A 20848-nucleotide genomic window follows, 5' to 3' on the forward strand; every position below is an offset into this window, starting at 1 on the left:
CCTGACTTGCAGAACGTCATCGTACGAAGCGGGGATTCCCGAGCCGGTCATCCGGTGGGTCAGGTCACGTGGCGGGACACGCGTGATGACCGCGTTTTCACCCTACCCGCGTACGGAAGCGCGTGTCCGCGCCGGACCCGGGCACGCCGCACTCCGGCCCGCTCGCCCAGCCCCAGCGGGCGCCGGTCGCGTCGGCGAACGTCACCACGAGCGCCGGAGCGCCCTGGTACCGGGCGTAGTCGATCATGTCGATGGTGAGCGGGGTGGCGCCGTGCTCCGCGCCGATCGCGGTGAGGCACGCGCCGAGCGTTTCCGGCCGGGTCAGCCGGTCCAGCCCGGCGAACCCCCCGGCGCGGTACTTGTCGCTGTACAGCGGCGTCTCCGGGCCGTTCTCCCGCGCCGCGCCGGACGGAGCGGCCATGTCCTGCGGCGTCGACTTCGCCCCGGTGGGCACGCGGGCGGCGGCGAGGCGTTCCGGGGTCCAGTCGGTGCCGCTGCGCAGCGCCGGTCCGGTGGTCCGGTACGGCGCGGCGGCCATCGGCGCCGCCTCCCCGGCCGCCCGGTCGGCCGTACCGCCGTCGCCCGGGTCGGCCAGCCGGCCGACACCGAGCCCCACCGCCGCGACCGAGGCCGCGGCCAGGGCCACCGGCCCGGCGATCCGGGCCCAGCGCCGGGGACGACGACCGGGGCCGCTGTGTCGTTCGGGACGCGACGCGGCGCCGGGCGGGCGGGCCGCGCCGCCGGCCTGAGCCGGTACGACGGGCGTACCGTCGCGCAGCGCGCCCGGTCCGGCCCCGGCGAGCGCCGCCGTGATCCGGTCGGTCACCGCCACGGGCATCTCCGGCGTGGGCGCCGCCGCCCAGCCGGCCAGGTCGGCGTGCACCAGGTCGACCGCCTCGGCGAGCGTCTCGTACGCGACCCGCCATGCCGGGTCCTGCTCGACCAGCCGGGCCACTGTCGCCTGCTCGGGGGTGCCGTCCAGCGCCCCGCCGAGGTAGTCGGCGAGCAGGTCGTGGTCGACCTCGCTGAACTCCCGGGAAGTCACGGCTCCTCCTGGCTGACGGCCTGACGGGACGCTCCCGACGAGGATCCGACGCCCTCGGGGCCCCGCCGGTTCCCGGAGGTGACCCGCGGCACGTCGGCCGCGGGGGAGTCGGAACCGGTCCGCAGGTGCCCGAGCAGGACGGCGAGCCTCGCCCGGCCCCGGGCGCACCGGCTCTTCACGGTCCCCTCGGCGACGCCGAGCATCAGGGCCACCTCGGCGACCGGATAGCCCTGCACGTCCACCAGGACCAGCGCGGCCCGCTGTTCGGCCGGTAGCGCCGCGAGAGCCTGCCGGACCACGAGCGCGGTGTCGTGGTCGTGTGCCGGTGCGGCCGGTTCCCGCCCGCCGGTGTGCCGGCCCGGTTCGCCGTCGGTGTGCGTCCCGTCCGGCAGCGGGACGGTGGCGTGGGTCTGCCGCCGCCGGATCCGGTCCAGGCAGGCGTTCACCACGATCCGGTGCATCCAGGTGGTGACCGCCGAGTCGCCCCGGAACCGGGCGGCGGCGCGGTGGGCGGAGAGCATGGCGTCCTGGAGGGCGTCGGCCGCCTCCTCGCGGTCGCCGATCGTACGCAGGGCGACCGCCCAGAGCCGGTCGCGGTGCCGCTGGAACAGTTCGGTGAAGGCGTCCCGGTCGCCCGCCACGTGGGCCCGGAGCAGGTCCAGGTCGGAGCGGCCGGGCTGCGGGTCGTCGCGTTCCGCCATCACCACGTCCGGCGGAGGTGGCGCGGCGGGCGCGGCCGACGGGTCACGAGCCCTGGACCGTGATCTCCTGGACGCCGAGCTTCCAGGTGCTGCCGTTGTCCTTCACCGGCAGCTTGGTGATCCAGAAGAGGAGGTACTGGTACTTCTGGTCCGGCTGGAAGGCGTCGAAGATCATCTTCGTGCCGCCGTTCTCGTTCGCCGGCCCGACCACCGTGGAGTAGGCGTTCACCAGCTGCTTGTCGCCGGCGGAGGTGGACGGGAAGTCGCCGCGGGCACCGGTACGCAGCTCGACGGTGGCGCCGGTGGCCGACAGCGTCGCCTCCAGCTGCTTGACCGAGTGCGGGGCACCCAGGTCAATCCAGACGCCCATGCCCTTCTTGAGGCCGCCGAACTTGGCGTTCGTCCGGTAGGTGTTGGTCTCCCAGCCCTCGTCGTCGTCGCCGTCGATGACCTTCTCGGCGTTGCGCACCTCCGCGCGATCGCCGTCCGGGTCGATGATCCGTACGTCCTGGATGGTGAGCTTGCGGACCTGCGCTGCGGGCTCGTCGCCACCGCCGGCGCTGGCCGGCGCGCTGTTCGACGGCTGGGCGACCGGCTCCTTGTCGCCGTCGTCGCCACCGCCGAGCGCGTTGATGCCGATGAGCAGCCCGACCAGGGCGACAGCCAGCATGCCGGCGATGCCGATGGCGACCTTGCGCCCGCCGGCCGCGGCCAGCGGCGAGGGCTCCTCGCCGGGCTCGGCGGTGAAACGCAGCGGCCCGGCCTGCTCCAGGAACTGCTCGTCGGCCGGGATGTCGAGCCGGCTCAGCTCGGCGGCCAGCACGTCCGACGCCGGCGGGTCGATCTCCCGGTCGAGCAGGTCCATGGTCAGGTCGTCGAGGTACGCCGGCACGCCGGCACGCACCTGCCGGGGCGCGGCGATGGCGCCGGTGGCGTCGCGGACCGCGTCCGGCAGGGCGGCGCGGCCGTGCCCGGCGGTGGCGCCGTGCAGCGGGGCCTCGCCGTGCGGCCAGTGCCCGGTCAGGGCGAAGTAGAGCACCCCACCGACCGCGCGCAGGTCGTTCTGCTGGCTGTCCGCCCCGTCGGTACGCGCGTCGGCGAGCACCACCCGGCCGTCGTCGCTGATCATCACCGTGCCGGGGTGCAGGTTGCCGTGCACCATGCCGGTGGCGTGTACGGCGGCGAGGGCGCTCGCGACGGCGTTGCCGATCGCCGTGGCCCGAGCCGGGTCGAGCGGCCCGTCGGCGGCGACCATCTCGCGCAGCGACTGCCCGTCCACCCACTCGCGGACCACGTAGGCGCGGTCGTCCTCGTCGATCGCGTCGTAGACGCCGACCAGGTTGGGGTGGATGACGCGGCTCGCGGCGACCGCGGCCTGAAGCATCTCGGTGGCGGAGTCGCCACCCGGGTAGCGGAGGACCACCGCGACGGGACGGCGGAGCACCACGTCGACACCGCGCCAGACCAACCGGCCCGCGCTGTCGTTGTTGATGTGCTCGACCAGTTCGTACCGCTCGGCGAGCAGCTCACCGACCGTGGGAGCACCGAAGGTCACGACCGCAGGAGAGGTCTCCTCCGCTTCCTGACCCTCGCCGACCTGGGTCACCCGTCCTCCCTCGGTGATCGCGTCGATCGATGGACCCGTGCTGCTGGGCATGTGGCTTCCCGCTCTGCCTTCGGTGGAACGGCCGCGGTCTCGACGGTCGCGTCGATCCCGGTCGTACCCGTCGAGAGCGACCTTACCCGGGATGCCCGGTTCTCCGACATGTCATCTTCCCGCTGTGACCGGCCGGAAGGCCAGTCGCCACGGGCTCCCGGCCGGGTCGCCCGCCCACCCGGCGGGCGAGCCGGACACGCACCGCCAATCTAGAGGTTGACGGCAACGAGGTGGCACAGGGGCGTACCGGTGCGGCGACGGGGAGGTTTTCCCCTTCCCGGCCTGCGCTCCCTCGTCCGTACGGTTGGTTGTCCACAGGCCGAGAGGCCCAGTGGACGGGGGAATTCCAAGTTATCCACAGCCGTATCCCCAGCCTGGTGATCCTCGTTCACCGTCGGTCACCGAGGGGGTCAACGCCCAAGGCGCCGCCGGACCATCCCGACCACCTCGGTGATCTCGCCGATCCGCAGCACCATGGCGAGCCCGAGGTAGGTGGCGCCGATCGCCGCGCCGCCGATCACCAACTGGACCGCCGCGGCGAGCCAGCTCAGGCTCGCCGGGTCGCCCGGCAGCACCGCGACCACGAGCAGGCCGACGACCGCCGCGCCGAGGGCCGCCACGACCACCCGGCCGAGCGTGCGCATGATCCCGCCCAGCCCGATCCGGCCCACCCGGGGCCGCAGCAGCATCGCCGAGATGATCGCCGCCGCCAGGTACGACACGGCGTTGCCGAGCATCATCCCGGCCGCCGCGAACGTGTTCGAGAAGATCAGGAACAGACCGACCTGGAGCAGGACGCGCAGCGCCACCACCGGAATGTTGACCAGAGCCGGGGTACGGGTGTCCGGCAGCGCGTAGAACGCGAAGGTGAAGAGCTGGCTGACCGCGAACGGCACCAGGCCGAGCGCCGCCACCAGCAGGACCGTCGACGTGGCCACCGCGTTGTCGCCGGTGAACGCGCCGTACCGGAACACCACCACCGAGATCGGGGCGGCCAGCACCGCGTAGCAGACCGCGATGGGCGCGAGCACCGCGGTGACCATCCGGGTGCCCCGGGACAGGTCGGCGGTGACGTCGTGGAACCGGTTCTCGGCGGCGGCCGCGCTCATCCGCGGCATCAGCGCGGTGATGATCGAGACGGCGATGATGCCGTGCGCCATCATCAGCAGCAGGAAGACGTTGTTGTAGATCAGCAGGCCGGCGTTCTGGCCGTCCCCGCCGGTGGCCCGGTTGAGCAGGTTGACCACCACGAAGAGGCCGAGCTGGTTGACCGCGACGTAGCAGAACATCCAGGCGCCGAGCCGGGCCAGCTCGCGCAGCCCCAGCTCGCGGAAGTCGAACCGTGCCTTCCACCGGAAGCCGACCTTGCGCAGCGCGGGCAGCAGGCCGATCGCCTGCACCGCGACGCCCAGCAGCGTGCCGCCGCCGACCAGCAGGATCCGGTCCCAGCCCACCTCGCCGGGCGGCAGCGCCTTCGCGCTGTAGACGACGATGTACAGGCCGAACGTGCCGATGGAGACGATGTTGTTGAGGATCGGCGCCCACATCGGGGCGGCGAAGTGCCCCCGGGTGTTCAGCACCGCGGCGATCAACGCGCTGATGCCGGTGAAGAACAGCATCGGCAGCATCAGGTACGACAGCCGGGTGACCAGCGTGGTGTACGCCGGGTCGTCGCTGCCGGCCGCGTACACGGCGGTGAGCACCGGGGCCAGCACCACGGCGATCAGCGCGGTCGCGGCCAGGGCCAGCACCGCGAGGGTCAGCAGCCGCTGCGCGTACGCCTCGCCCCGGTCCGCGTCGATCTTGCGGCGGCGGACCAGCACCGGCACCAGGACGCTGGTCAGCACGCCGCCGAGCAGGAACTCGTAGACCTGGTTGGGCAGGAACTGGGCGGTGGTGAACGCGTCACCGACCATGGTGCCGAGCGCGGCGCCGATCATCAGGTTGCGGATGAAGCCCGTACCCCGGCTGACCAGGCTGCCGATGGCCATCACCGCGCTGTTCGCCGCGGCGCTGGTCTCGGCCACCACCTCCTGCGGGGGCGCGACGGCCTCGACGCCCGGCTGGTTCAGCGGCTCGGCGGAGATGAAGGTGGCGCCGTCGTCCGGCGGCAGGCCGCCGCCGTGCGCGTTCGCGCTGCGGTAGAGCCCGCCGCTCATCTGCCAGCCTCCAAGGGGTACGTCGCAACCGGGTCCGGCCGGCCCCGCCCAACCGGAACCTTAGTCAACCTCCGCCCGTTACCCGCGCCCGGCGCGGTCGATCCACCCTCGGCCCGATAGGCTGGCGATCCCATGTCCGAAGCCTCCGCCTCCCACGCCGCCGACCGCCGCGAGCTGACCGCCGCGCAGCGCAACGCCGTCGCCGAACTGCTCCGAGTCTCACCGGTCGCCGACGAGCTGGGCCGGCGCTTCGCCCAGGCCGGTCACGAACTGCACCTGGTGGGCGGATCCGTCCGCGACGCGCTGCTCGGCCGGCTCGGCAACGACCTCGACTTCTGCACCGACGCCCACCCAGACGAGACGGTCAAGGTCATCCGTGGCTGGGCGGAGTCGATCTGGGAGACCGGGCGTGAGTTCGGCACCATCGCCTGCCAGCGCGACGGCCTCAACCTGGAGATCACCACCTTCCGGGCCGAGGTCTACGACCAGGTCAGCCGTAACCCGGTGGTGCAGTACGGCACCAGCCTGGTCGAAGACCTGAAGCGCCGCGACTTCACCGTCAACGCGATGGCGGTCAGCCTGCCCGACCACCGGTTCACCGACCCGTACGGCGGGCTGGCCGACCTGGCCGCCAAGATCATCCGTACCCCCGGCACGCCGCAGGAGTCGTTCCGCGACGACCCCCTGCGGATGCTGCGCGCGGCCCGGTTCGCCGCCCAGCTGCGCTTCGCCGTCCACCCGGACGTCCGCGCCGCGATGACCGAGATGGCCGGCGACCTGGACCGGATCACCGCGGAACGGATCCGGGACGAGTTCACCAAGCTGCTCTGCGGCGCCGACCCGATCACCGGGCTGCGGCTGCTCGTCGACACCGGCCTGGCCGAGCGCTTCCTGCCCGAGCTGACCGGCCTGAAGCTCACCATCGACGAGCACGCCCAGCACAAGGACGTCTACGAGCACACGCTCACAGTGGTCAGCAACGCCATGTCACTGGAGTCCGACGGCTGCGACTTCGTGCTGCGGATGGCCGCGCTGATGCACGACGTCGGCAAGCCGGCCACCAAGGCGGTCGGCGCGGACGGCCGGGTCAGCTTCCACCACCACGAGGTGGTCGGGGCCCGGCTGACCAAGGCCCGGATGAAGGCGATGCGCTACTCCAAGGAGATCACCTCCCAGGTGGTCAAGCTGGTCGGCCTGCACCTGCGCTTCTACGGGTACGGCCGCGGCGAATGGACCGACTCGGCGGTGCGCCGGTACGTCACCGACGCCGGCGACCTGCTGTCCCGCCTGCACAAGCTGACCCGTTCCGACTGCACCACCCGCAACCGGCGCAAGGCCGCGCAGCTCGCGGCCGACTACGACGCGCTGGAGGAGCGGATCGCCCGGATCGCCGCCGAGGAGGACCTGGCCCGGGTGCGGCCCGACCTGGACGGCAACGCGATCATGGAGTTGCTCGGCGTACCGCCGGGACCGGTGGTCGGCCGTGCCTGGCAGCACCTCAAGGAGCTGCGACTGGAGCGCGGGCCGCTGGACCGCGACGAGGCCGAGGCGGCGCTGCTGCGCTGGGCCCGCGACGAGGGCATCATCGGCTGACCTCCCCGCGCGGGGAAGCTCCACGACGATACGGCGGCGTGTCGACCGAAAGGTTGACGTGCATCGGTCGATGTCTCGCGCATGATGATGGTCATCATCAGCCACCCGGATCGACGGGTACGGCTGTCCTGATCACATCCGCCCGTCCCGAAGGGACGGCCGCTGGACACGGGGAGAGCATTCAGTGTCACGTCATGGCGCGCTGCGCCGCTCCGCGCTGGTGGGGCTTGCCCTCACCTCCGCGACCTCCATCATCTGCGCCGCCACCGGCGGCGCCGCCTCGGCCGACCCGGCCGGCCCGAAGCGTGCCCCGGTCCGGGGCGCCGACACCGCCGCGGCGGTACCCGGCCGCTACATCGTCGTCCTCAAGGACGGCAAGGCCGGTCCCGCCAAGGTGAAGTCCACCGCGTCGGCCCTCGCCGGCGAGCACGGCGGCTCCGTACGTCGGGTGTTCGGCAAGGCGCTGTCCGGCTACTCCGCCAGCATGGACCGCCGGCAGGCGGAGCGCCTCGCCGCGGACCCGGCCGTCGCCTACGTGCAGCAGGTCCAGCGCTACCAGGCCACCGGCACCCAGACCACCCCGCCGTGGGGGCTGGACCGGATCGACCAGTCCCGGACGAAGACCGACGGCCGGTACACCTACCCGGCGACCGGCGCCGGAGTGACCGCCTACGTCATCGACACCGGCATCGACATCGACCACGAGGACTTCGGCGGCCGGGCCCGCAACGGCTACGACGCGGTGGAGTCCGACGACGTGGCGCAGGACTGCGACGGGCACGGCACGCACGTGGCCGGCACGATCGGCGGCACGAAGTACGGGGTCGCCAAGGACGTCGCGCTCGTCGCCGTACGTGTGCTCGACTGCGACGGCGGCGGCAGCAGCGAACAGGTGCTCGCCGGCATCGACTGGGTCACCTCGCACGCCACCGGGCCGTCGGTGGCCAACATGAGCCTCGGCTTCGGGGGCATCGACCAGGCGGTGAACGACGCGGTCGCCCGCTCCATCGCCTCCGGCATCACCTACGCCGTCGCGGCCGGCAACAGCATGCAGGACGCCTGCGGCGAGTCACCGGCGCGGGTGCCGGCGGCCATCACCGTCGGCGCCACCGACCAGATCGACTTCCGGGCCTGGTTCTCCAACTACGGCACCTGCCTGGACACCTTCGCGCCGGGCACCGGCATCGTCTCGGCCAAGGCCGGCACCGCCACCGGCACGGAGACGATGAACGGCACGTCGATGGCCTCCCCGCACGTGGCGGGCGCCGCGGCGCTGGTGCTGGAGGCACACCCGGGCTGGACCCCGCAGCAGGTGCGCGACTCGGTCGTGGGCACGAGCGTCAGCGGCGCGGTGCACGACATCATGGGCTCGCCCGACCGGCTGCTGCACGTCGGCGACGCGGTGGTGGCGCGCGAGTCGTACGGCCTCAAGGCCCGCGGCAACGGCCTGTACGTGACGGCGGAGAGCGGCGGCAACCGGCCGCTGATCGCGCGCGGCACCGAGGTCGGCGCATGGGAGCGGTACGACGTGGTGGACGCCGGCAACGGCTACTACGGCCTGCGTGCCGTCACGAACAACCTGTTCGTCACCGCCGAGAGCGGCGGCAACCGTCCGCTGATCGCCCGGTCCGCCGCGATCGGCGACTGGGAGAAGTTCCAGATCGTCACGAACACCGACGGCTCGGTCAGTCTGAAGGCCGTCACAAACGGCAAGTACGTCACCGCCTCGAACACCACCAACCCGCTGATCGCCAGCAAGACCACCATCGGCGCGGCGGAGACGTTCGACTTCGACGCGGCGCCCCCGGTGGTCGGCATCAAGGCGGTGGCAAACGGCAACTACGTGACCACCGAGAGCGGCGGAACCCGGCCCCTGATCGCCCGGGCCGCGACCGTCGGGGCCTGGGAGCGGTACGAGGTCGTCAGCGTGGGCGACGGGTTCTTCGCCCTGCGCGCGCTGGCGAACAACCAGTTCGTCACGGCGGACGCCGGCGGCAACCGGGCGCTGATCGCGAAGGCCACCGTGATCGACGCCTGGGAGGTCTTCGACTTTCTCGACTACAACACCGACGGCTCGGTCTACCTGCGGGCGAACGCCAACGGCAAGGCGGTCACCGCCGGCGCGACCGGGGGCAGCCAGCTCATCGCCAGCCGCGTCATCGACTGGAACAGCGAGACCCTGGGCCTGAGCACCGGCGAGAAGTTCGTCTTCGCCGCGCTCTGACCCGCCACACCGAAACGGCGCCCGCCGGCTCCCCGAGGGGAGACCCGGCGGGCGCCGTCGTTCGTCACGCGTCGACGGTGCTGCCGTCCACAGTGCTCTTGCCGTTGTTCTGCGCGCTGCTGCCCAGCCGCGCCAGCAGCCCGGCCAGGTCGATGCCGGTGAGGTCGCTGCCCAGCTGGAGACCCTGGGCGACGTTCCCGGCCACCGACTTGGTCAGCGACGACGCGCCGTCGGTGGAGATCACCGTCATCTTGTCGATCGCGCCGATCGGGGCGCTGGCCGCGCCGACCACCTCGGGCAGCACCTTGACCAGCAGGTCCAGGACGGCCGCCTCGCCGTACGCGGCGAACGCCTCGGCCTTGCGGGCCATCGCGTCGGCCTCGGCCTGACCCTTGGCGAGGATGGCCGCCGCCTCGGCCTGGCCCTCCCGCTCGACCGCCTCGGCGATCGCGGAACGCCGGCGCTGCTCCGCCTCGCCCTCCTTGGCGCCCTCGATCGCGTTCGCCTCGGCCAGCGCGGCCCGGCGGGCCCGCTCGCCCTCACCGGTGAGGCGGGCCTGCTCGGCGGCGGCCTGCGCGGCGGCGATGGTCGCCTGCCGCTGCGCGTCGGCGTTGAGCACCGCCGCGTTGCGGTTCGCCTCGGCCTCCTGCTCCACCTTGTACCGGGCCGCGTCGGCCGGCTTGCGCACCTCGGTGTCGAGCTGGCGCTGCTTCAGCTCGGCGTTGCGCTCGGCCACCTTCTGCTGCTCGGAGAGGATCGCCTGGTCCCGCTCGGCCTGGGCGAGCGGCCCGGCCGCCGCCGACTTCGCCTTGGCCGCGTCGATCTCGGCCTGGATGCCGGCCTGCTTGAGCGCCAGGTTCCGGTTCGCCTCGGCGATCGCCTCCTCGGCGAGCAGCCGCTCCTGCTCGGCCTGCTGGCGGGCCCGCGCCTCGGCGATGGCCGCGTCCTTGAGCACCCGGGCCGCCTCCGGCCGGCCCAGGTCCTGCAGGTAGGAGCCCTCGGCCAGGATGTCCTGGAGCTGGAACGTGTCCAGCACCAGGCCCTGGTTGGTCATCGAGTGCTCGGCCTCCTCGGCGACCGCGCTGGCGAACGCCGCCCGGTCCCGGATGATCTCCTCGACGGTGAGCCGCCCGACGATCGAGCGGAGCGCACCGGCCAGCACCTCGCGGGTGAAGTTGTCGATCTCCTCCTGCTGGTTCAGGAAGCGCTGGGCGGCGGCGCGGATCGCGTCCTCGGTGCCGCCGACCTTGACGATCGCGACGCCGTGCAGCTCGGTGCGGATGCCCTGCTTGCTCACCGCGCCGCGGATGCTGACGTCGATCCGGCGGCTGGACAGGTCGAGCGACTGGAGCTTCTGCACCACCGGCAGGACGAACACCGAGGCGCCGAGCACGACCTTCTGCCCGGACATGTCGGTGGAGCGGGCTCCGTCGGCGGTCTGGGTGGTGCGGCCCTTGCGGCCGGTGACGATGAACGCCTGGTTCGGCCCGGCCACCTTGATCCGGGACAACACGAAGAGTACGAGGACGACGGCGAGGAGGACCGCGCCGCCGATGGCGACGAGCAGGGGCATGGGCATTCCCGTCTGTTGGTGTCAGTAGGTCTCGACGTGCACGCTGGTCTCGCTCAGTGCTTCGACCACGAAGATCCGGGTGCCGACCGGGATCGGCCCGTCGGCGCGGGCGTTGAGCTTCACCGGCTGGCCGGCGAGGCGTACCCGCACCTCGCCGTAGCCGCCGCTGGGGATCGGCGTCACCACCAGGCCGATCGCGCCGGCCAGGTGGTCGCGGGTGGGGGTGGCGTCGGTGCGCATGTTGCGGGCCGCGCGACTGAGCCGGGCCGCCAGCCAGCCGGTGGGCACGGCGGCGAGCGCGCCGCCGGCCACCGCCGCCGCGATCATCCCGGGGGTACGCCCGCCGAGCAGCTCGTTGACGATCGCGGCGCCGAAGCCGAACGCGCCGGTGAACCCGGCGGCCGCCTCCAGCGACACCGGCCCGTCGACGTCCGGCTGGCCGAGGTGGAGCACTCCCGAGCCGAGCAGGGCGAGCGTCAGCACGCCCACACCGACCCCGCCGATGATCAGGAAGATGAGCGTCCCGGTGGCCATGACCTGCACGGTATCGACGCCGTGCAACATCCACTACGTCCAGCAGAGGTTCAGCGCCGGGTCAGCGCGGCGCGATCGTCACCTCGGCGAGGGCGAGGTCCTCCGGCAGCGGCTGACGCACGAGTTCGCGGCCGGTGGTGTCGGCGAGCACGAAGTCCCGCGACCCGTACGGCCGCCGGTAGAGCAGGCGGTCGTCGCCGACCCAGACGACGTCGGCCACCGGCAACGGGTTCACCACGCGGCCGGTCGCCGCCTCCACGAGCAGCGGCTCCTTCTGCCCCTGCACCACCACCAGCCGCCCGTCCGGTGACCACGCCCAGGGCCCGGCCGGGTCGCCCGGCAGCGGCTCGAACCGGGTGGGCCGGCCGCTGTCGGCGGCGAAGAACTGCACGCCCCGCCGGGGGTGCCGGACCGCCTCGGACCGGGGACCGCTCGGGTCGGTCTGCGGTAGCAGCACCTCCCGCCCGTCCCGGCTCCACAGGAAGGGGCAGGAATCGGTGCAGGGATAGCGGCCGGTGTCGACAGCGTGGGAGCGGACGGTGCCGTCCACGTCGAGCACGACGAACCCGGGGTGACCGACCCGCAGACTGGTGAACAGCAGGCGGCGACCGTCTGGCGACCAGTTCGGCCAGGCGAGCGCGCGGCCCGGCTCGTACCAGCGGGTGGTGCCCCGGACCACGTCGACCAGGCCGACCTGCCGGGGCCGGTCGTCGTCCCAGACCGCCACCAGCGAGCCGGTGGGCGCCGGCAGGACGGCGTCGTAGCGGCCGTTGCCGAAGTACCTGCCGCGTCCCCGGTCGAGCAGGTACGACGGCCCGGCGCCGCCCGCCCTCGCCTGCGTGCCGGTGACCACCCAGTCGCCGGGCAGCACCAGCGGCCCGTCCGCCCAGTCCGGTCCGGGCGCCGACCTGATGACAGGCGACGGGTCGACGGTGACCGGCGGCGCGGTCGGCGGCGGGGCGGGACGCGGCCGGAGCAGGACGAACGGCAGCGCCACCGCGACCACGGCGACGACCGCGGCAGCGGCGGTGCCCACCCGCCGTCGGCGGCGCAGCCTGCGGCCCCGGCCGAGCGCGCGCCACGCCAGGTCCGGCGCGGGCGCGGCGCCGTCGGCGAGATCGTGTACGGCTGTCCGCAGCGTCTCGTCCAGCGACGTGCTCATCGGGTCACCTCCGTCCGGTTCGTCAGCCCGTCCAGCCCCGGCACCAGCTTCCGGAGACGGGCCAGCGCCTTGGTGCTCTGGCTGGCCACGGTGCCGGGGCGGCAGCCGAGCAGCGCGGCTGTCTGCTCGACGCTCAGGTCCTCCAGGTAGCGCAGGGTGAGCACGGCCCGCTGGCGCGGCGGCAGTGTCCGCAGCGCGTCCCGCACCAGCAGCCGCAGGTCGCTGTCGTCGCCGGCGGCCGGTCGCTCCGGCAGTTCGGCCACCGGCACCTCCGCGCGTCGCGCCCGCCGCCGCCAGCCGGAGACCTGGTCGTGGTAGAGGATCCGTTTCACGTACGGCTCCGCGTCGCCGTGGATCCGGGGCCACCGGACGTACGCCTTGGCCAGCGCGTTCTGCAGCAGATCCTCCGCCGCGTGCTGGCTGCCGGCCAGCGCGTAGGCGACCCGCAGCAGGGCCGCTCCCCGCTCGTTGACGAACGCGGTGAACTCCCCGTCGACCTCTGCCACCGTCCACCTCCGCATCTCCAGACGCCCGGGGCGGGGAAATCTTTGCCCGTCGCGCGACAATGGGTGGCATGCGCTGGACAGTGCTCGACTCACCGATCGGGGAGTTCTCCGTCGGCACCGACGACGACGCGGTGCGCGGCGCGCACTTCGGCCGGGTGGACGGGGCGGCCGACGAGCCCGGCGACGCGGTGGCCCGGCTGGCGGTGACGGAGCTGCGGGCGTACTTCGCCGGTGAGCTGACCGAGTTCACGGTGCCGGTGTCGGCCCCGCGCGGCTCGGAGTTCGAACGCGCGGTCTGGCGGGAGATGACAGGCATCCCGTACGGGGAGACGAAGACCTACGGCGAGGTGGCGAAGGCGGTCGGCGACCCGGGCGGCGCGCGGGCGGTCGGGGTGGCCTGCAACCGCAATCCGGTGCCGGTGATCGTGCCCTGTCACCGGATCGTCGGCGCGGGCGGCAAGCTGGTCGGCTTCGGCGGCGGGCTGCCGCGCAAGGTGACGCTGCTGGAGCTGGAGGCGGCCGTGGCGCTGCGGCGCGCCTGGTCCTGACGTACCCGAAGAAGGAAGGCCGGGTCCGCGCGGACCCGGCCTTCCTTCTTCAGCGTTTCAGCGCGTCAGCGCTCGATCTCGCCGGCGATGAACGCCTCGACGGCGGCGTGCGCGTCGTGGTCGGCGTACTGCTCCGGCGGGGACTTCATGAAGTACGAGGAGGCGGAGAGGATCGGGCCACCGATCTTCCGGTCCAGCGCGATCTTCGCGGCCCGGACGGCGTCGATGATGACACCGGCCGAGTTCGGCGAGTCCCACACCTCGAGCTTCAGCTCCGCGTTGAGCGGGGTGTCGCCGAAGGAACGGCCCTCCAGGCGGATGTACGCCCACTTGCGGTCGTCCAGCCACGGCACGTGGTCGGACGGGCCGATGTGCACGTCGCTCTTCTGCATCTCGTGCGGGATCTGGGAGGTCACCGACTGGGTCTTCGAGATCTTCTTCGAGACCAGGCGGTTGCGCTCCAGCATGTTCATGAAGTCCATGTTGCCGCCGAAGTTGAGCTGGTACGTGCGCAGCAGCTCGACCCCGCGGTCCTCGAAGAGCTTCGCCAGGGCGCGGTGGACGATCGTGGCGCCGACCTGGCTCTTGATGTCGTCGCCGACGATCGGCAGGCCGGCGTCGGTGAACTTCTTCGCCCACTCCGGGTCGGAGGCGATGAAGACCGGCAGGGCGTTCACGAACGCGCAGCCGGCGTCGATCGCGGCCTGGGCGTAGAACTTGTCGGCCTCCTCGGAGCCCACCGGGAGGTAGGAGACGACCACGTCGACCTGCGCGTCGCGCAGCGCCTGCGCCACGTCGACCGGCTTGGCGTCCGACTCCTCGACGATCTCGCGGTAGTACTGGCCGAGACCGTCGAAGGTCGGGCCGCGCTGCACGGTGACGCCGGTCGGCGGCACGTCGCACAGCTTGATCGTGTTGTTCTCGCTGGCGACGATCGCCTCCGCGAGGTCCATGCCCACCTTCTTGGCGTCCACGTCGAACGCCGCGACGAACTTCACGTCGGATACGTGGTAGTCGCCGAAGGTGACGTGCATGAGACCCGGGACGCGGTCGTTCGGGTCGGCGTTCCGGTAGTACTCCACGCCCTGGACCAGGGACGAGGCGCAGTTACCCACACCGACGATGGCGACGCGGACGGAGCCCATAGCGTCTGCCTCCTTCTTCTTCATCACGGCCGCTCTGTCCTGGACGTTCCAGGCGTGGGCGGGCTGTCGTTGTCTCGTCGGCCGTCGGCCGTCCCGGTTCGCGGGTCGGCCGGGGCCCGGCCGGAGCGCTCGTTGGCGATGAGCTCCTCCAGCCAGCGGACTTCGCGCTCACAGGCGTCGAGCCCGTGGCGTTGCAGTTCCAGGGTGTACGCGTCGAGTCGCTCGGCTGCCCGGCCGAGCACGTCACGAAGACCTTCGCGACGTTCCTCGATCTTGCGACGACGACCTTCCAGGATCCGGAGCCGGGTGGCCTGGTCGGTCCGGGCGAAGAACGCGAAGTGCACCCCGAAGCCCGTGTCGTCGTACGTCTCGGGTCCAGCCTGCGCTATCAGCTGGGCGAAGCGTTCCTTGCCCTCCGCGGTAATGGTGTAGACCACCCGACCACGTCGGCTGGTCAGCGCGGGAACCTCCTCGGCGGTCGCGGGTGTCTCAGCGGCTTCGGTGATCCATCCCGCCGCCTGCAGCCGGCGCAGGGTCGGGTAGAGCGAGCCGTAGCTGATCGCCGCCCGGATGGCGCCGAGCTTGGCGGTCAGCTCCTTGCGCAGTTCGTAGCCGTGCATCGGCGCCTCCTGCAGGAGGCCGAGGATGGCGAGCTCGAGCACGGGCCATCCCTTCTTTCCCCCTGCGCGGAGCACTAACCACCGCGATGTATCGGACCGATACATCGCACGTTAGCGGACGCCGATGTACGGGGCAAACCCTGTCTTACGCGACGCGATCATCACGCATCGTGACCATGGTCGCCTGGGTTCGTCGGAGCGCGTACCCTTTGCCGCATGCGTACGCAGCGCCAGGTCGTCGACTACTCGCTCCAGAAGCGGGCGGTGCTGCGTGAACTGCTCGCCGGGCGGATCGGCACGTACGACGTCTGCGACGCCTCGCCGTACCTGAAGAACGCTGCGCGCTTCCACGGCGAGCCGACCGATCACCGCTGCCCGATCTGCCGCAGCGAGAACCTGATCCACGTCCACTACATTTACGGTGACGAACTCAAGCAGTCGGCCGGCCAGGCGCGTACCCGGGCCGAGTTGCCCGTCCTGGCCATGACGCTGCGTGAGTTCCAGGTGTTCGTGGTGGAGGTCTGCCCCGGCTGCGACTGGAACCATCTCGTCGAGCAGTTCCTGCTCGGCCGGGACGGTCTCGTGGGCGAGGCGGAGGGCGCGGAGGATTCCGTCGCGGCCAACGGCTCCACCCCTCGGCGAAGGCGAGAGGCGCAACGGTGAACGTGGCTGTCCCGATCTCTGCCGGCCCATTCCCCGGGTGGCGGAATCGACAGCCCTTAGACGTAATTAGTCCGAATAGATCGGATTTGACGGGCAACCGCGGGCACGGCCGGCGGGTAACGTCCCGTGTTCCAGCTCACGGCAACCCGGTGGCGGCGCCCCCGCGCCCCACCGCGACCGGCAGGGTGTGAGGAATGAACTACGGCGATCCCAGTTCTTCGCGTGGGCGGGCCCAGATCCCGGGCCCGAACGGCGACCCCGGTTCCGAGTGGAACCAGGGCGGGAACGGTTGGTCCGGCTCCCCGGACGGCGGCGCCTCGGCGCGCGCCTCCGCGACACCGTACGGCTCGGGCGGCCGGGCCTCGGTCGGTGGCGCCGCTCCGGCGCCGCGCCCGGCATCGGGCTCGGCCTCGGTGGGCCGGGCCGGCGCGGGTGGCCGCGCCTCGGTGCCCGTCTCGCCGGCACCCGGCGCCTCCGGGCGCGCGGGCGCCGGACGGGCGTCGGTTCCGGTCTCCCCGGCCGCTCCGGCCGGACGTGCCGCGGTCGGCGCGGCGAGCGTGGGGGCGGCGAGCGTGGGCGGGCGCGCGAGCGTCGGCGCCCGGGCGAGCGTCGGCGCGGCGGCGGTGGGCGGCCGCGCCCGGGTGCCCGGCTCCGCCGGTGGCGGTCCCGGCGGTCCCGGCGGTCCCGGCGGCCCGACCGGCCCCGGCCGGGGCGGTCGCGGCGAGGACCCGGCGCGCGCGAAGAAGCGCCGCCGGATCAACATGCTGATCGCCGGCTTCGCCGTGTTCATCATGCTCGCCGGCATCGGCGTGGTGAGCTTCACCTGGTACTCCACCAAGGTGGTGCTCCCCCAGGACACGATCCCGCCGCTGTCCACCACGATCTTGGACTCGAGCGGCAAGGCCTTCGCGCGGATCGGTGACCAGAACCGCCAACTCGTCACCATCGACCAGATTCCGGAGCACGTCCAGCACGCGGTGGCCGCGGCGGAGGACCGGAACTTCTACAAGCACTCCGGTGTGGACTACAAGGGCATCACGCGGGCCGCGTGGAACAACCTCACCGGCGGCGACAAGCAGGGCGCCTCGACCATCACCCAGCAGTACGCGCGCAACGCGTTCGACAACCTGAACCAGGACACGTACGGCCGCAAGGTGAAGGAGGCGATCCTCGCCTCCAAGCTGAACGACAAGTACGACAAGCGCGTGATCATGCAGCACTACCTGAACGTCATCTACTTCGGCCGGGGCGCCTACGGCATCCAGTCGGCGGCGCAGACGTACTTCGCCAAGAACGTCAAGGACCTGAACGTCGCCGAGGCCGCGGTGCTCGCCGCCCTGATCAAGCAGCCGGAGCCCAGCGCCACGCACAAGGGCTACGACCCGGCCATCAACGCGCAGGCCGCCGTCGACCGGTGGAACTATGTGATCAACGGCATGATCACGGAGAAGTGGCTGGACGCGCCGAACACGCCGCAGCACCCCACCGAGTACCCGAAGAACATCCAGAAGCCGTCGAAGAGCAGCGCTGGTGGCTACGGCATCGACACCCCGTACGGCAACGTCGTCAACTACGTCTCGCAGGAACTGCGCGAGATGAAGCTCTGCACCGACAACGAGGCCGAGGTGACGGACAAGAAGCCGCTGTGCGCCAAGGCGCTCAGCCGCGGCGGCTACAGGATCACCACCACGATCAACCGGAAGATGCAGGAGGCGGCGCTCGACGCGGCCCAGCGGGCCAGGAAGGGCTCCGAACTCGCCGGCCAGCGGTCGAACCTGATGGCCGCCGTGGTGGCGATCGACCCGAAGACCGGCCGCGTGCTCGCCTACTACGGCGGTGACAACGGCACCGGCACCGACTACGCCGGAAAGAACGTCGACAACGGCGTCGTGAGCGGTGGCCACTCACCGGGTTCGAGCTTCAAGATCTACACGCTCGCCGCGGCGCTCAAGGAAGGCATCTCGCTCAAGTCCCGGTGGAAGGGCACGGCCTTCACGCCGAAGGGCACCAAGTTCAAGGTCAGCAACGCCGGCGCGGACAAGGTTTCCTGCGGTGACTCCTGCACGCTCGAACTGTCGACGCTGAAGTCGCTGAACGTGCCGTTCTACTACATCACCGAGCAGATCGGCCCGGACAAGGTGCTCGACATGGCCAAGCAGGCCGGCGTCACCACGATGTGGCAGACCGACACCAACCCGGCCAAGGCGCACGACCTGACCAAGGCCGACCCGAAGGACCTGGCACCGTCGCCGTTCTTCCACGTCCTCGGGTACGGCCAGTACCCGATCACGGTGCTCGACCACGCCAACGGCGTCGCCACGTTCGCGAACCAGGGCATGTACCACAAGGCGCACTTCATCCGGAAGGTGGAGAAGCAGAACCCGGACACGGGTAAGTGGGACCTGGTCGGCGCGGAGAAGCTCAAGGGGCAGCAGCGGATCGACAAGGACATCGTCGCCGACGTCACCTCCGTGCTCAAGCAGTACCCGGCCCAGATCAACAAGCGGCTCGACGACGGCCGTCAGGTGGCCGAGAAGACCGGCACCTGGGAACTCGGCGACAAGACCACCCGCAACGGCGACGCCTGGATGATCGGCTACACGCCGCAACTCGCCACCGCGGTATGGGTCGGCAACGTCAAGGACCGCAAGCCGATCCAGTACAAGGACGGCCGGGACATCAGCGGCGCCCGGATGCCGGGTGACATCTTCAAGCGCTTCATGGACGACGCGCTCAAGGGCAAGGACAAGGAAGAGTTCCCGCCCGCGGCGAACGTCGGCAAGGACGACGCCGGCAACGGCGAGGCCCCGCCGCCGCCGGCGAACGAGCCGGGCCAGCCGGGCGGACCGGGCTGCGACCCGCTGGGCCTGTTCTGCCCCGGCGGTACGCCCGGCGGCGGCAACCCCGGCGGCGGCGACCAGGGTGGTAACCCCGGCGGGGGCGGGCTACCCGGTGGCGGCGGACGCCCCGGCGGTGGTGGCGGCGGTGGCGGGCTGCTACCGAGCACGCCACCGACACGCCAGAACTGACGCGCACGACCTGACGGCGGCGGCCGGACCCGAGCCGCCGGCGTTTCGCGTACCGGAATTTCTCCGCGCGCGACGGGACGGCGACCCCCTGTGTACGGCAGGATGCCTCTCCATGAGCACCCAGTCGCCCGCAGGCATCGATGAGCCCGGCGCGTCCGAGGCGGCGCCGCGATCGGCCGAGACGATTGACCACCCGTCCCGCTCGGACTGGTTCGTCCGCGGCGCCTCCGGTCTGATCGGGGGGCCGCTCGGCGACCACGCCGCCGCCCTGGACCGGCCGGCCGACCGCGAGAGCCGGTTCTGGACCGCCGGCCGGATCGTGCTGGCGCTGGTCTGCCTGACGCTGGCACTGCACTGGGTGCAGAAATCCCCCTGCCAGGACGGCGCGTGGCAGAACAACATCCAGTACACCCGCATGTGCTATACCGACGTGCTGGCGCTCTACTACGCCGAAGGGCTCAACGAGGGCAAGGTGCCCTACGCCGACCACCCGGTGGAGTACCCGGTGCTGACCGGCTACTTCATGGGCGCGCTCGGCCTGCCGGTGCACGCCCTCGGCGTCGACAACCCCGCCATCAACCAGGGGCAGTGGTTCTACAACCTCAACGCGCTGGTGCTCGGCGCGCTCGCCGTCGCCACCGTCGCGGTCATCCTCAGCCTGCGCCGCCGACGACCCTGGGACGCCGCGTTGTTCGCGCTCTCCCCGGCCCTGGTGCTCACCGCCACCGTCAACTGGGACCTGCTCGCCATCGGCCTGGCCGCGTTCGGCCTGCTGGCCTGGGCGCGCGCCCGCCCCGACCGGTACGCGATGCTGCTGCCCGCGGTGGCGGGCGTCCTGATCGGACTCGGCGGCGCGGCCAAGATGTGGCCGCTGTTCCTCCTCGGCCCGATCCTGGTGCTCGCGCTACGGGCCGGAAAACTGGCCGCCGGGCTCGTCGCCACCGCCACCGCACTGGTGTCCCTCGTGGCGGTCAACCTGCCCGTGGCGATCCCCTACCGGGAGAACTGGGAACGCTTCTTCGACCTGAACACCACACGACCCATCGACTGGGGCACGCTCTGGTACATCGGCCGCTACCTGGACGGCCGGATCAGCCCGTCCGCACCCGGCGAACTCGGGCCGTTCGAATGGCTCAACGCCAACATCCCCACGCTCAACTGGGTGTCGTACCTGCTCTTCGGGCTGGCCTGCCTCGGCGTGGCCGGGCTGGCGCTGCTGGCGCCGCGCCGGCCCCGGCTGGCCCAGCTCGCCTTCCTGGTGGTCGCCGCGTTCCTCATCTTCAGCAAGGTCTGGTCCCAGCAGTTCGTGCTCTGGCTGCTGCCGCTCGCGGTGCTCGCCCGGCCGCGCTGGGGCGCGTTCCTCGCCTGGCAGATCGCCGAGGTCGGCTACTTCGCCGCGTTCTACGGCGAACTGCTCGGCACGGCCATGTCCCGGCCCGTCTTCCCCGAGGGCGTCTTCGTGCTGGCGTCGAGCCTGCGTCTGATCACCGTGGCGGTGCTCTGCGGGTTCGTCATCCGGGACATCATGCGGCCCGAACTCGACGCGGTCCGGCAGACCTACGCCGACGACCCCGACGGCGGGGTGCTCGACGGCGCGCCCGACGCGCCCTGGCACCAGCGCTGGCGGGCGCGCGCCGCCGAACAGCCCGCCGAACCCGTGCCGGTGTGACCGAGACGGTCGTGTTCCGG

General features: G+C 72.0%; 16 protein-coding genes. 6 read left to right on the plus strand and 10 right to left on the minus strand.

The genetic code is table 11. The annotated features are described in order from the left end of the window. Positions 1-97: 97 nt before the first annotated feature. From DQE82_RS25980 to murJ, 4 genes are all read right to left on the minus strand, one after another. Positions 98-1045 carry a hypothetical protein gene (locus DQE82_RS25980; RefSeq protein ID WP_113974483.1) on the minus strand — a complete coding sequence of 316 codons (948 nt, stop codon included), beginning with the start codon at positions 1043-1045 and terminating at the stop codon, positions 98-100. After that, on the minus strand, positions 1042-1746 hold the full coding sequence (gene sigM / locus DQE82_RS25985) for an RNA polymerase sigma factor SigM (RefSeq protein WP_064448055.1): 705 nt from the start codon (positions 1744-1746) through the stop codon (positions 1042-1044). Before sigM ends, DQE82_RS25980 begins: the two co-directional genes overlap by 4 nt. 43 nt (positions 1747-1789) lie before the next feature. Beyond that, positions 1790-3403 carry a protein kinase family protein gene (locus DQE82_RS25990; RefSeq protein ID WP_043327691.1) on the minus strand — a complete coding sequence of 538 codons (1614 nt, stop codon included), beginning with the start codon at positions 3401-3403 and terminating at the stop codon, positions 1790-1792. 410 nt (positions 3404-3813) lie between these two features. Continuing rightward, complete coding sequence (murJ, locus tag DQE82_RS25995) at positions 3814-5562, minus strand: murein biosynthesis integral membrane protein MurJ (RefSeq protein WP_064448057.1); 1749 nt, start codon at positions 5560-5562, stop codon at positions 3814-3816. 132 nt (positions 5563-5694) lie between these two features. On the opposite strand from murJ, the gene DQE82_RS26000 reads away from it, so the two are divergent. After that, a complete protein-coding gene (locus tag DQE82_RS26000) occupies positions 5695-7155 on the plus strand; it encodes a CCA tRNA nucleotidyltransferase (protein ID WP_043327693.1) in 1461 nt (486 codons plus the stop codon). A gap of 184 nt (positions 7156-7339) precedes the next feature. Continuing rightward, positions 7340-9379, plus strand: a complete 2040-nt coding sequence (locus DQE82_RS26005; protein WP_113974484.1) for a S8 family serine peptidase — start codon at positions 7340-7342, stop codon at positions 9377-9379. A gap of 64 nt (positions 9380-9443) precedes the next feature. On the opposite strand, the gene DQE82_RS26010 is transcribed toward DQE82_RS26005, so the two are convergent. From DQE82_RS26010 to DQE82_RS26025, 4 genes are read right to left on the minus strand one after another with little or no spacing between them, the layout of a single operon-like run. Next, a complete protein-coding gene (locus DQE82_RS26010) occupies positions 9444-10952 on the minus strand; it encodes a flotillin family protein (protein ID WP_043327695.1) in 1509 nt (502 codons plus the stop codon). Between the two features lie 21 nt (positions 10953-10973). Beyond that, positions 10974-11516 carry an NfeD family protein gene (locus DQE82_RS26015; RefSeq protein WP_043327696.1) on the minus strand — a complete coding sequence of 181 codons (543 nt, stop codon included), beginning with the start codon at positions 11514-11516 and terminating at the stop codon, positions 10974-10976. Positions 11517-11547: 31 nt separating this feature from the next. Continuing rightward, complete coding sequence (locus DQE82_RS26020; protein ID WP_064448059.1) at positions 11548-12648, minus strand: PD40 domain-containing protein; 1101 nt, start codon at positions 12646-12648, stop codon at positions 11548-11550. Next, positions 12645-13154 (minus strand): SigE family RNA polymerase sigma factor, encoded by a 510-nt coding sequence (locus DQE82_RS26025; RefSeq protein WP_369799317.1) that lies wholly within the window; start codon positions 13152-13154, stop codon positions 12645-12647. Before DQE82_RS26025 ends, DQE82_RS26020 begins: the two co-directional genes overlap by 4 nt. 68 nt (positions 13155-13222) lie before the next feature. Between DQE82_RS26025 and DQE82_RS26030 the strand changes: the two genes are divergently transcribed. Next, positions 13223-13702 (plus strand): methylated-DNA--[protein]-cysteine S-methyltransferase, encoded by a 480-nt coding sequence (locus DQE82_RS26030; protein WP_043327698.1) that lies wholly within the window; start codon positions 13223-13225, stop codon positions 13700-13702. Positions 13703-13767: 65 nt separating this feature from the next. On the opposite strand, the gene DQE82_RS26035 is transcribed toward DQE82_RS26030, so the two are convergent. After that, complete coding sequence (locus DQE82_RS26035) at positions 13768-14847, minus strand: inositol-3-phosphate synthase (RefSeq protein WP_030499482.1); 1080 nt, start codon at positions 14845-14847, stop codon at positions 13768-13770. Between the two features lie 23 nt (positions 14848-14870). Next, on the minus strand, positions 14871-15509 hold the full coding sequence (locus DQE82_RS26040; protein WP_030499481.1) for a PadR family transcriptional regulator: 639 nt from the start codon (positions 15507-15509) through the stop codon (positions 14871-14873). Between the two features lie 174 nt (positions 15510-15683). On the opposite strand from DQE82_RS26040, the gene DQE82_RS26045 reads away from it, so the two are divergent. From DQE82_RS26045 to DQE82_RS26055, 3 genes are all read left to right on the plus strand, one after another. After that, a complete protein-coding gene (locus tag DQE82_RS26045) occupies positions 15684-16130 on the plus strand; it encodes a DUF5318 domain-containing protein (RefSeq protein ID WP_030499480.1) in 447 nt (148 codons plus the stop codon). A 194-nt stretch (positions 16131-16324) separates the two neighbouring features. Beyond that, positions 16325-19159 (plus strand): transglycosylase domain-containing protein, encoded by a 2835-nt coding sequence (locus tag DQE82_RS26050; protein WP_113974485.1) that lies wholly within the window; start codon positions 16325-16327, stop codon positions 19157-19159. A 112-nt stretch (positions 19160-19271) separates the two neighbouring features. After that, entirely contained in the window at positions 19272-20828 is a 1557-nt protein-coding gene (locus tag DQE82_RS26055; RefSeq protein ID WP_113974486.1) for a glycosyltransferase family 87 protein, read from the plus strand. Positions 20829-20848: the final 20 nt, after the last annotated feature.

The organism is Micromonospora sp. LHW51205 (assembly GCF_003315815.1).
GTDB classification, from domain to species: Bacteria; Actinomycetota; Actinomycetes; order Mycobacteriales; family Micromonosporaceae; genus Micromonospora; species Micromonospora chalcea.

What these genes read in the sequence shown, in the direction of transcription:
- sigM (WP_064448055.1), bottom strand. Translation starts at nt 1,746, where the DNA reads ATGGCGGAACGCGACGACCCGCAGCCCGGCCGCTCCGACCTGGACCTG.
- DQE82_RS25990 (WP_043327691.1), bottom strand. Translation starts at nt 3,403, where the DNA reads ATGCCCAGCAGCACGGGTCCATCGATCGACGCGATCACCGAGGGAGGA.
- murJ (WP_064448057.1), bottom strand. Translation starts at nt 5,562, where the DNA reads ATGAGCGGCGGGCTCTACCGCAGCGCGAACGCGCACGGCGGCGGCCTG.
- DQE82_RS26000 (WP_043327693.1), top strand. Translation starts at nt 5,695, where the DNA reads ATGTCCGAAGCCTCCGCCTCCCACGCCGCCGACCGCCGCGAGCTGACC.
- DQE82_RS26010 (WP_043327695.1), bottom strand. Translation starts at nt 10,952, where the DNA reads ATGCCCCTGCTCGTCGCCATCGGCGGCGCGGTCCTCCTCGCCGTCGTC.
- DQE82_RS26015 (WP_043327696.1), bottom strand. Translation starts at nt 11,516, where the DNA reads ATGTTGCACGGCGTCGATACCGTGCAGGTCATGGCCACCGGGACGCTC.
- DQE82_RS26020 (WP_064448059.1), bottom strand. Translation starts at nt 12,648, where the DNA reads ATGAGCACGTCGCTGGACGAGACGCTGCGGACAGCCGTACACGATCTC.
- DQE82_RS26030 (WP_043327698.1), top strand. Translation starts at nt 13,223, where the DNA reads ATGCGCTGGACAGTGCTCGACTCACCGATCGGGGAGTTCTCCGTCGGC.
- DQE82_RS26035 (WP_030499482.1), bottom strand. Translation starts at nt 14,847, where the DNA reads ATGGGCTCCGTCCGCGTCGCCATCGTCGGTGTGGGTAACTGCGCCTCG.
- DQE82_RS26045 (WP_030499480.1), top strand. Translation starts at nt 15,684, where the DNA reads ATGCGTACGCAGCGCCAGGTCGTCGACTACTCGCTCCAGAAGCGGGCG.
- DQE82_RS26050 (WP_113974485.1), top strand. Translation starts at nt 16,325, where the DNA reads ATGAACTACGGCGATCCCAGTTCTTCGCGTGGGCGGGCCCAGATCCCG.
- DQE82_RS26055 (WP_113974486.1), top strand. Translation starts at nt 19,272, where the DNA reads ATGAGCACCCAGTCGCCCGCAGGCATCGATGAGCCCGGCGCGTCCGAG.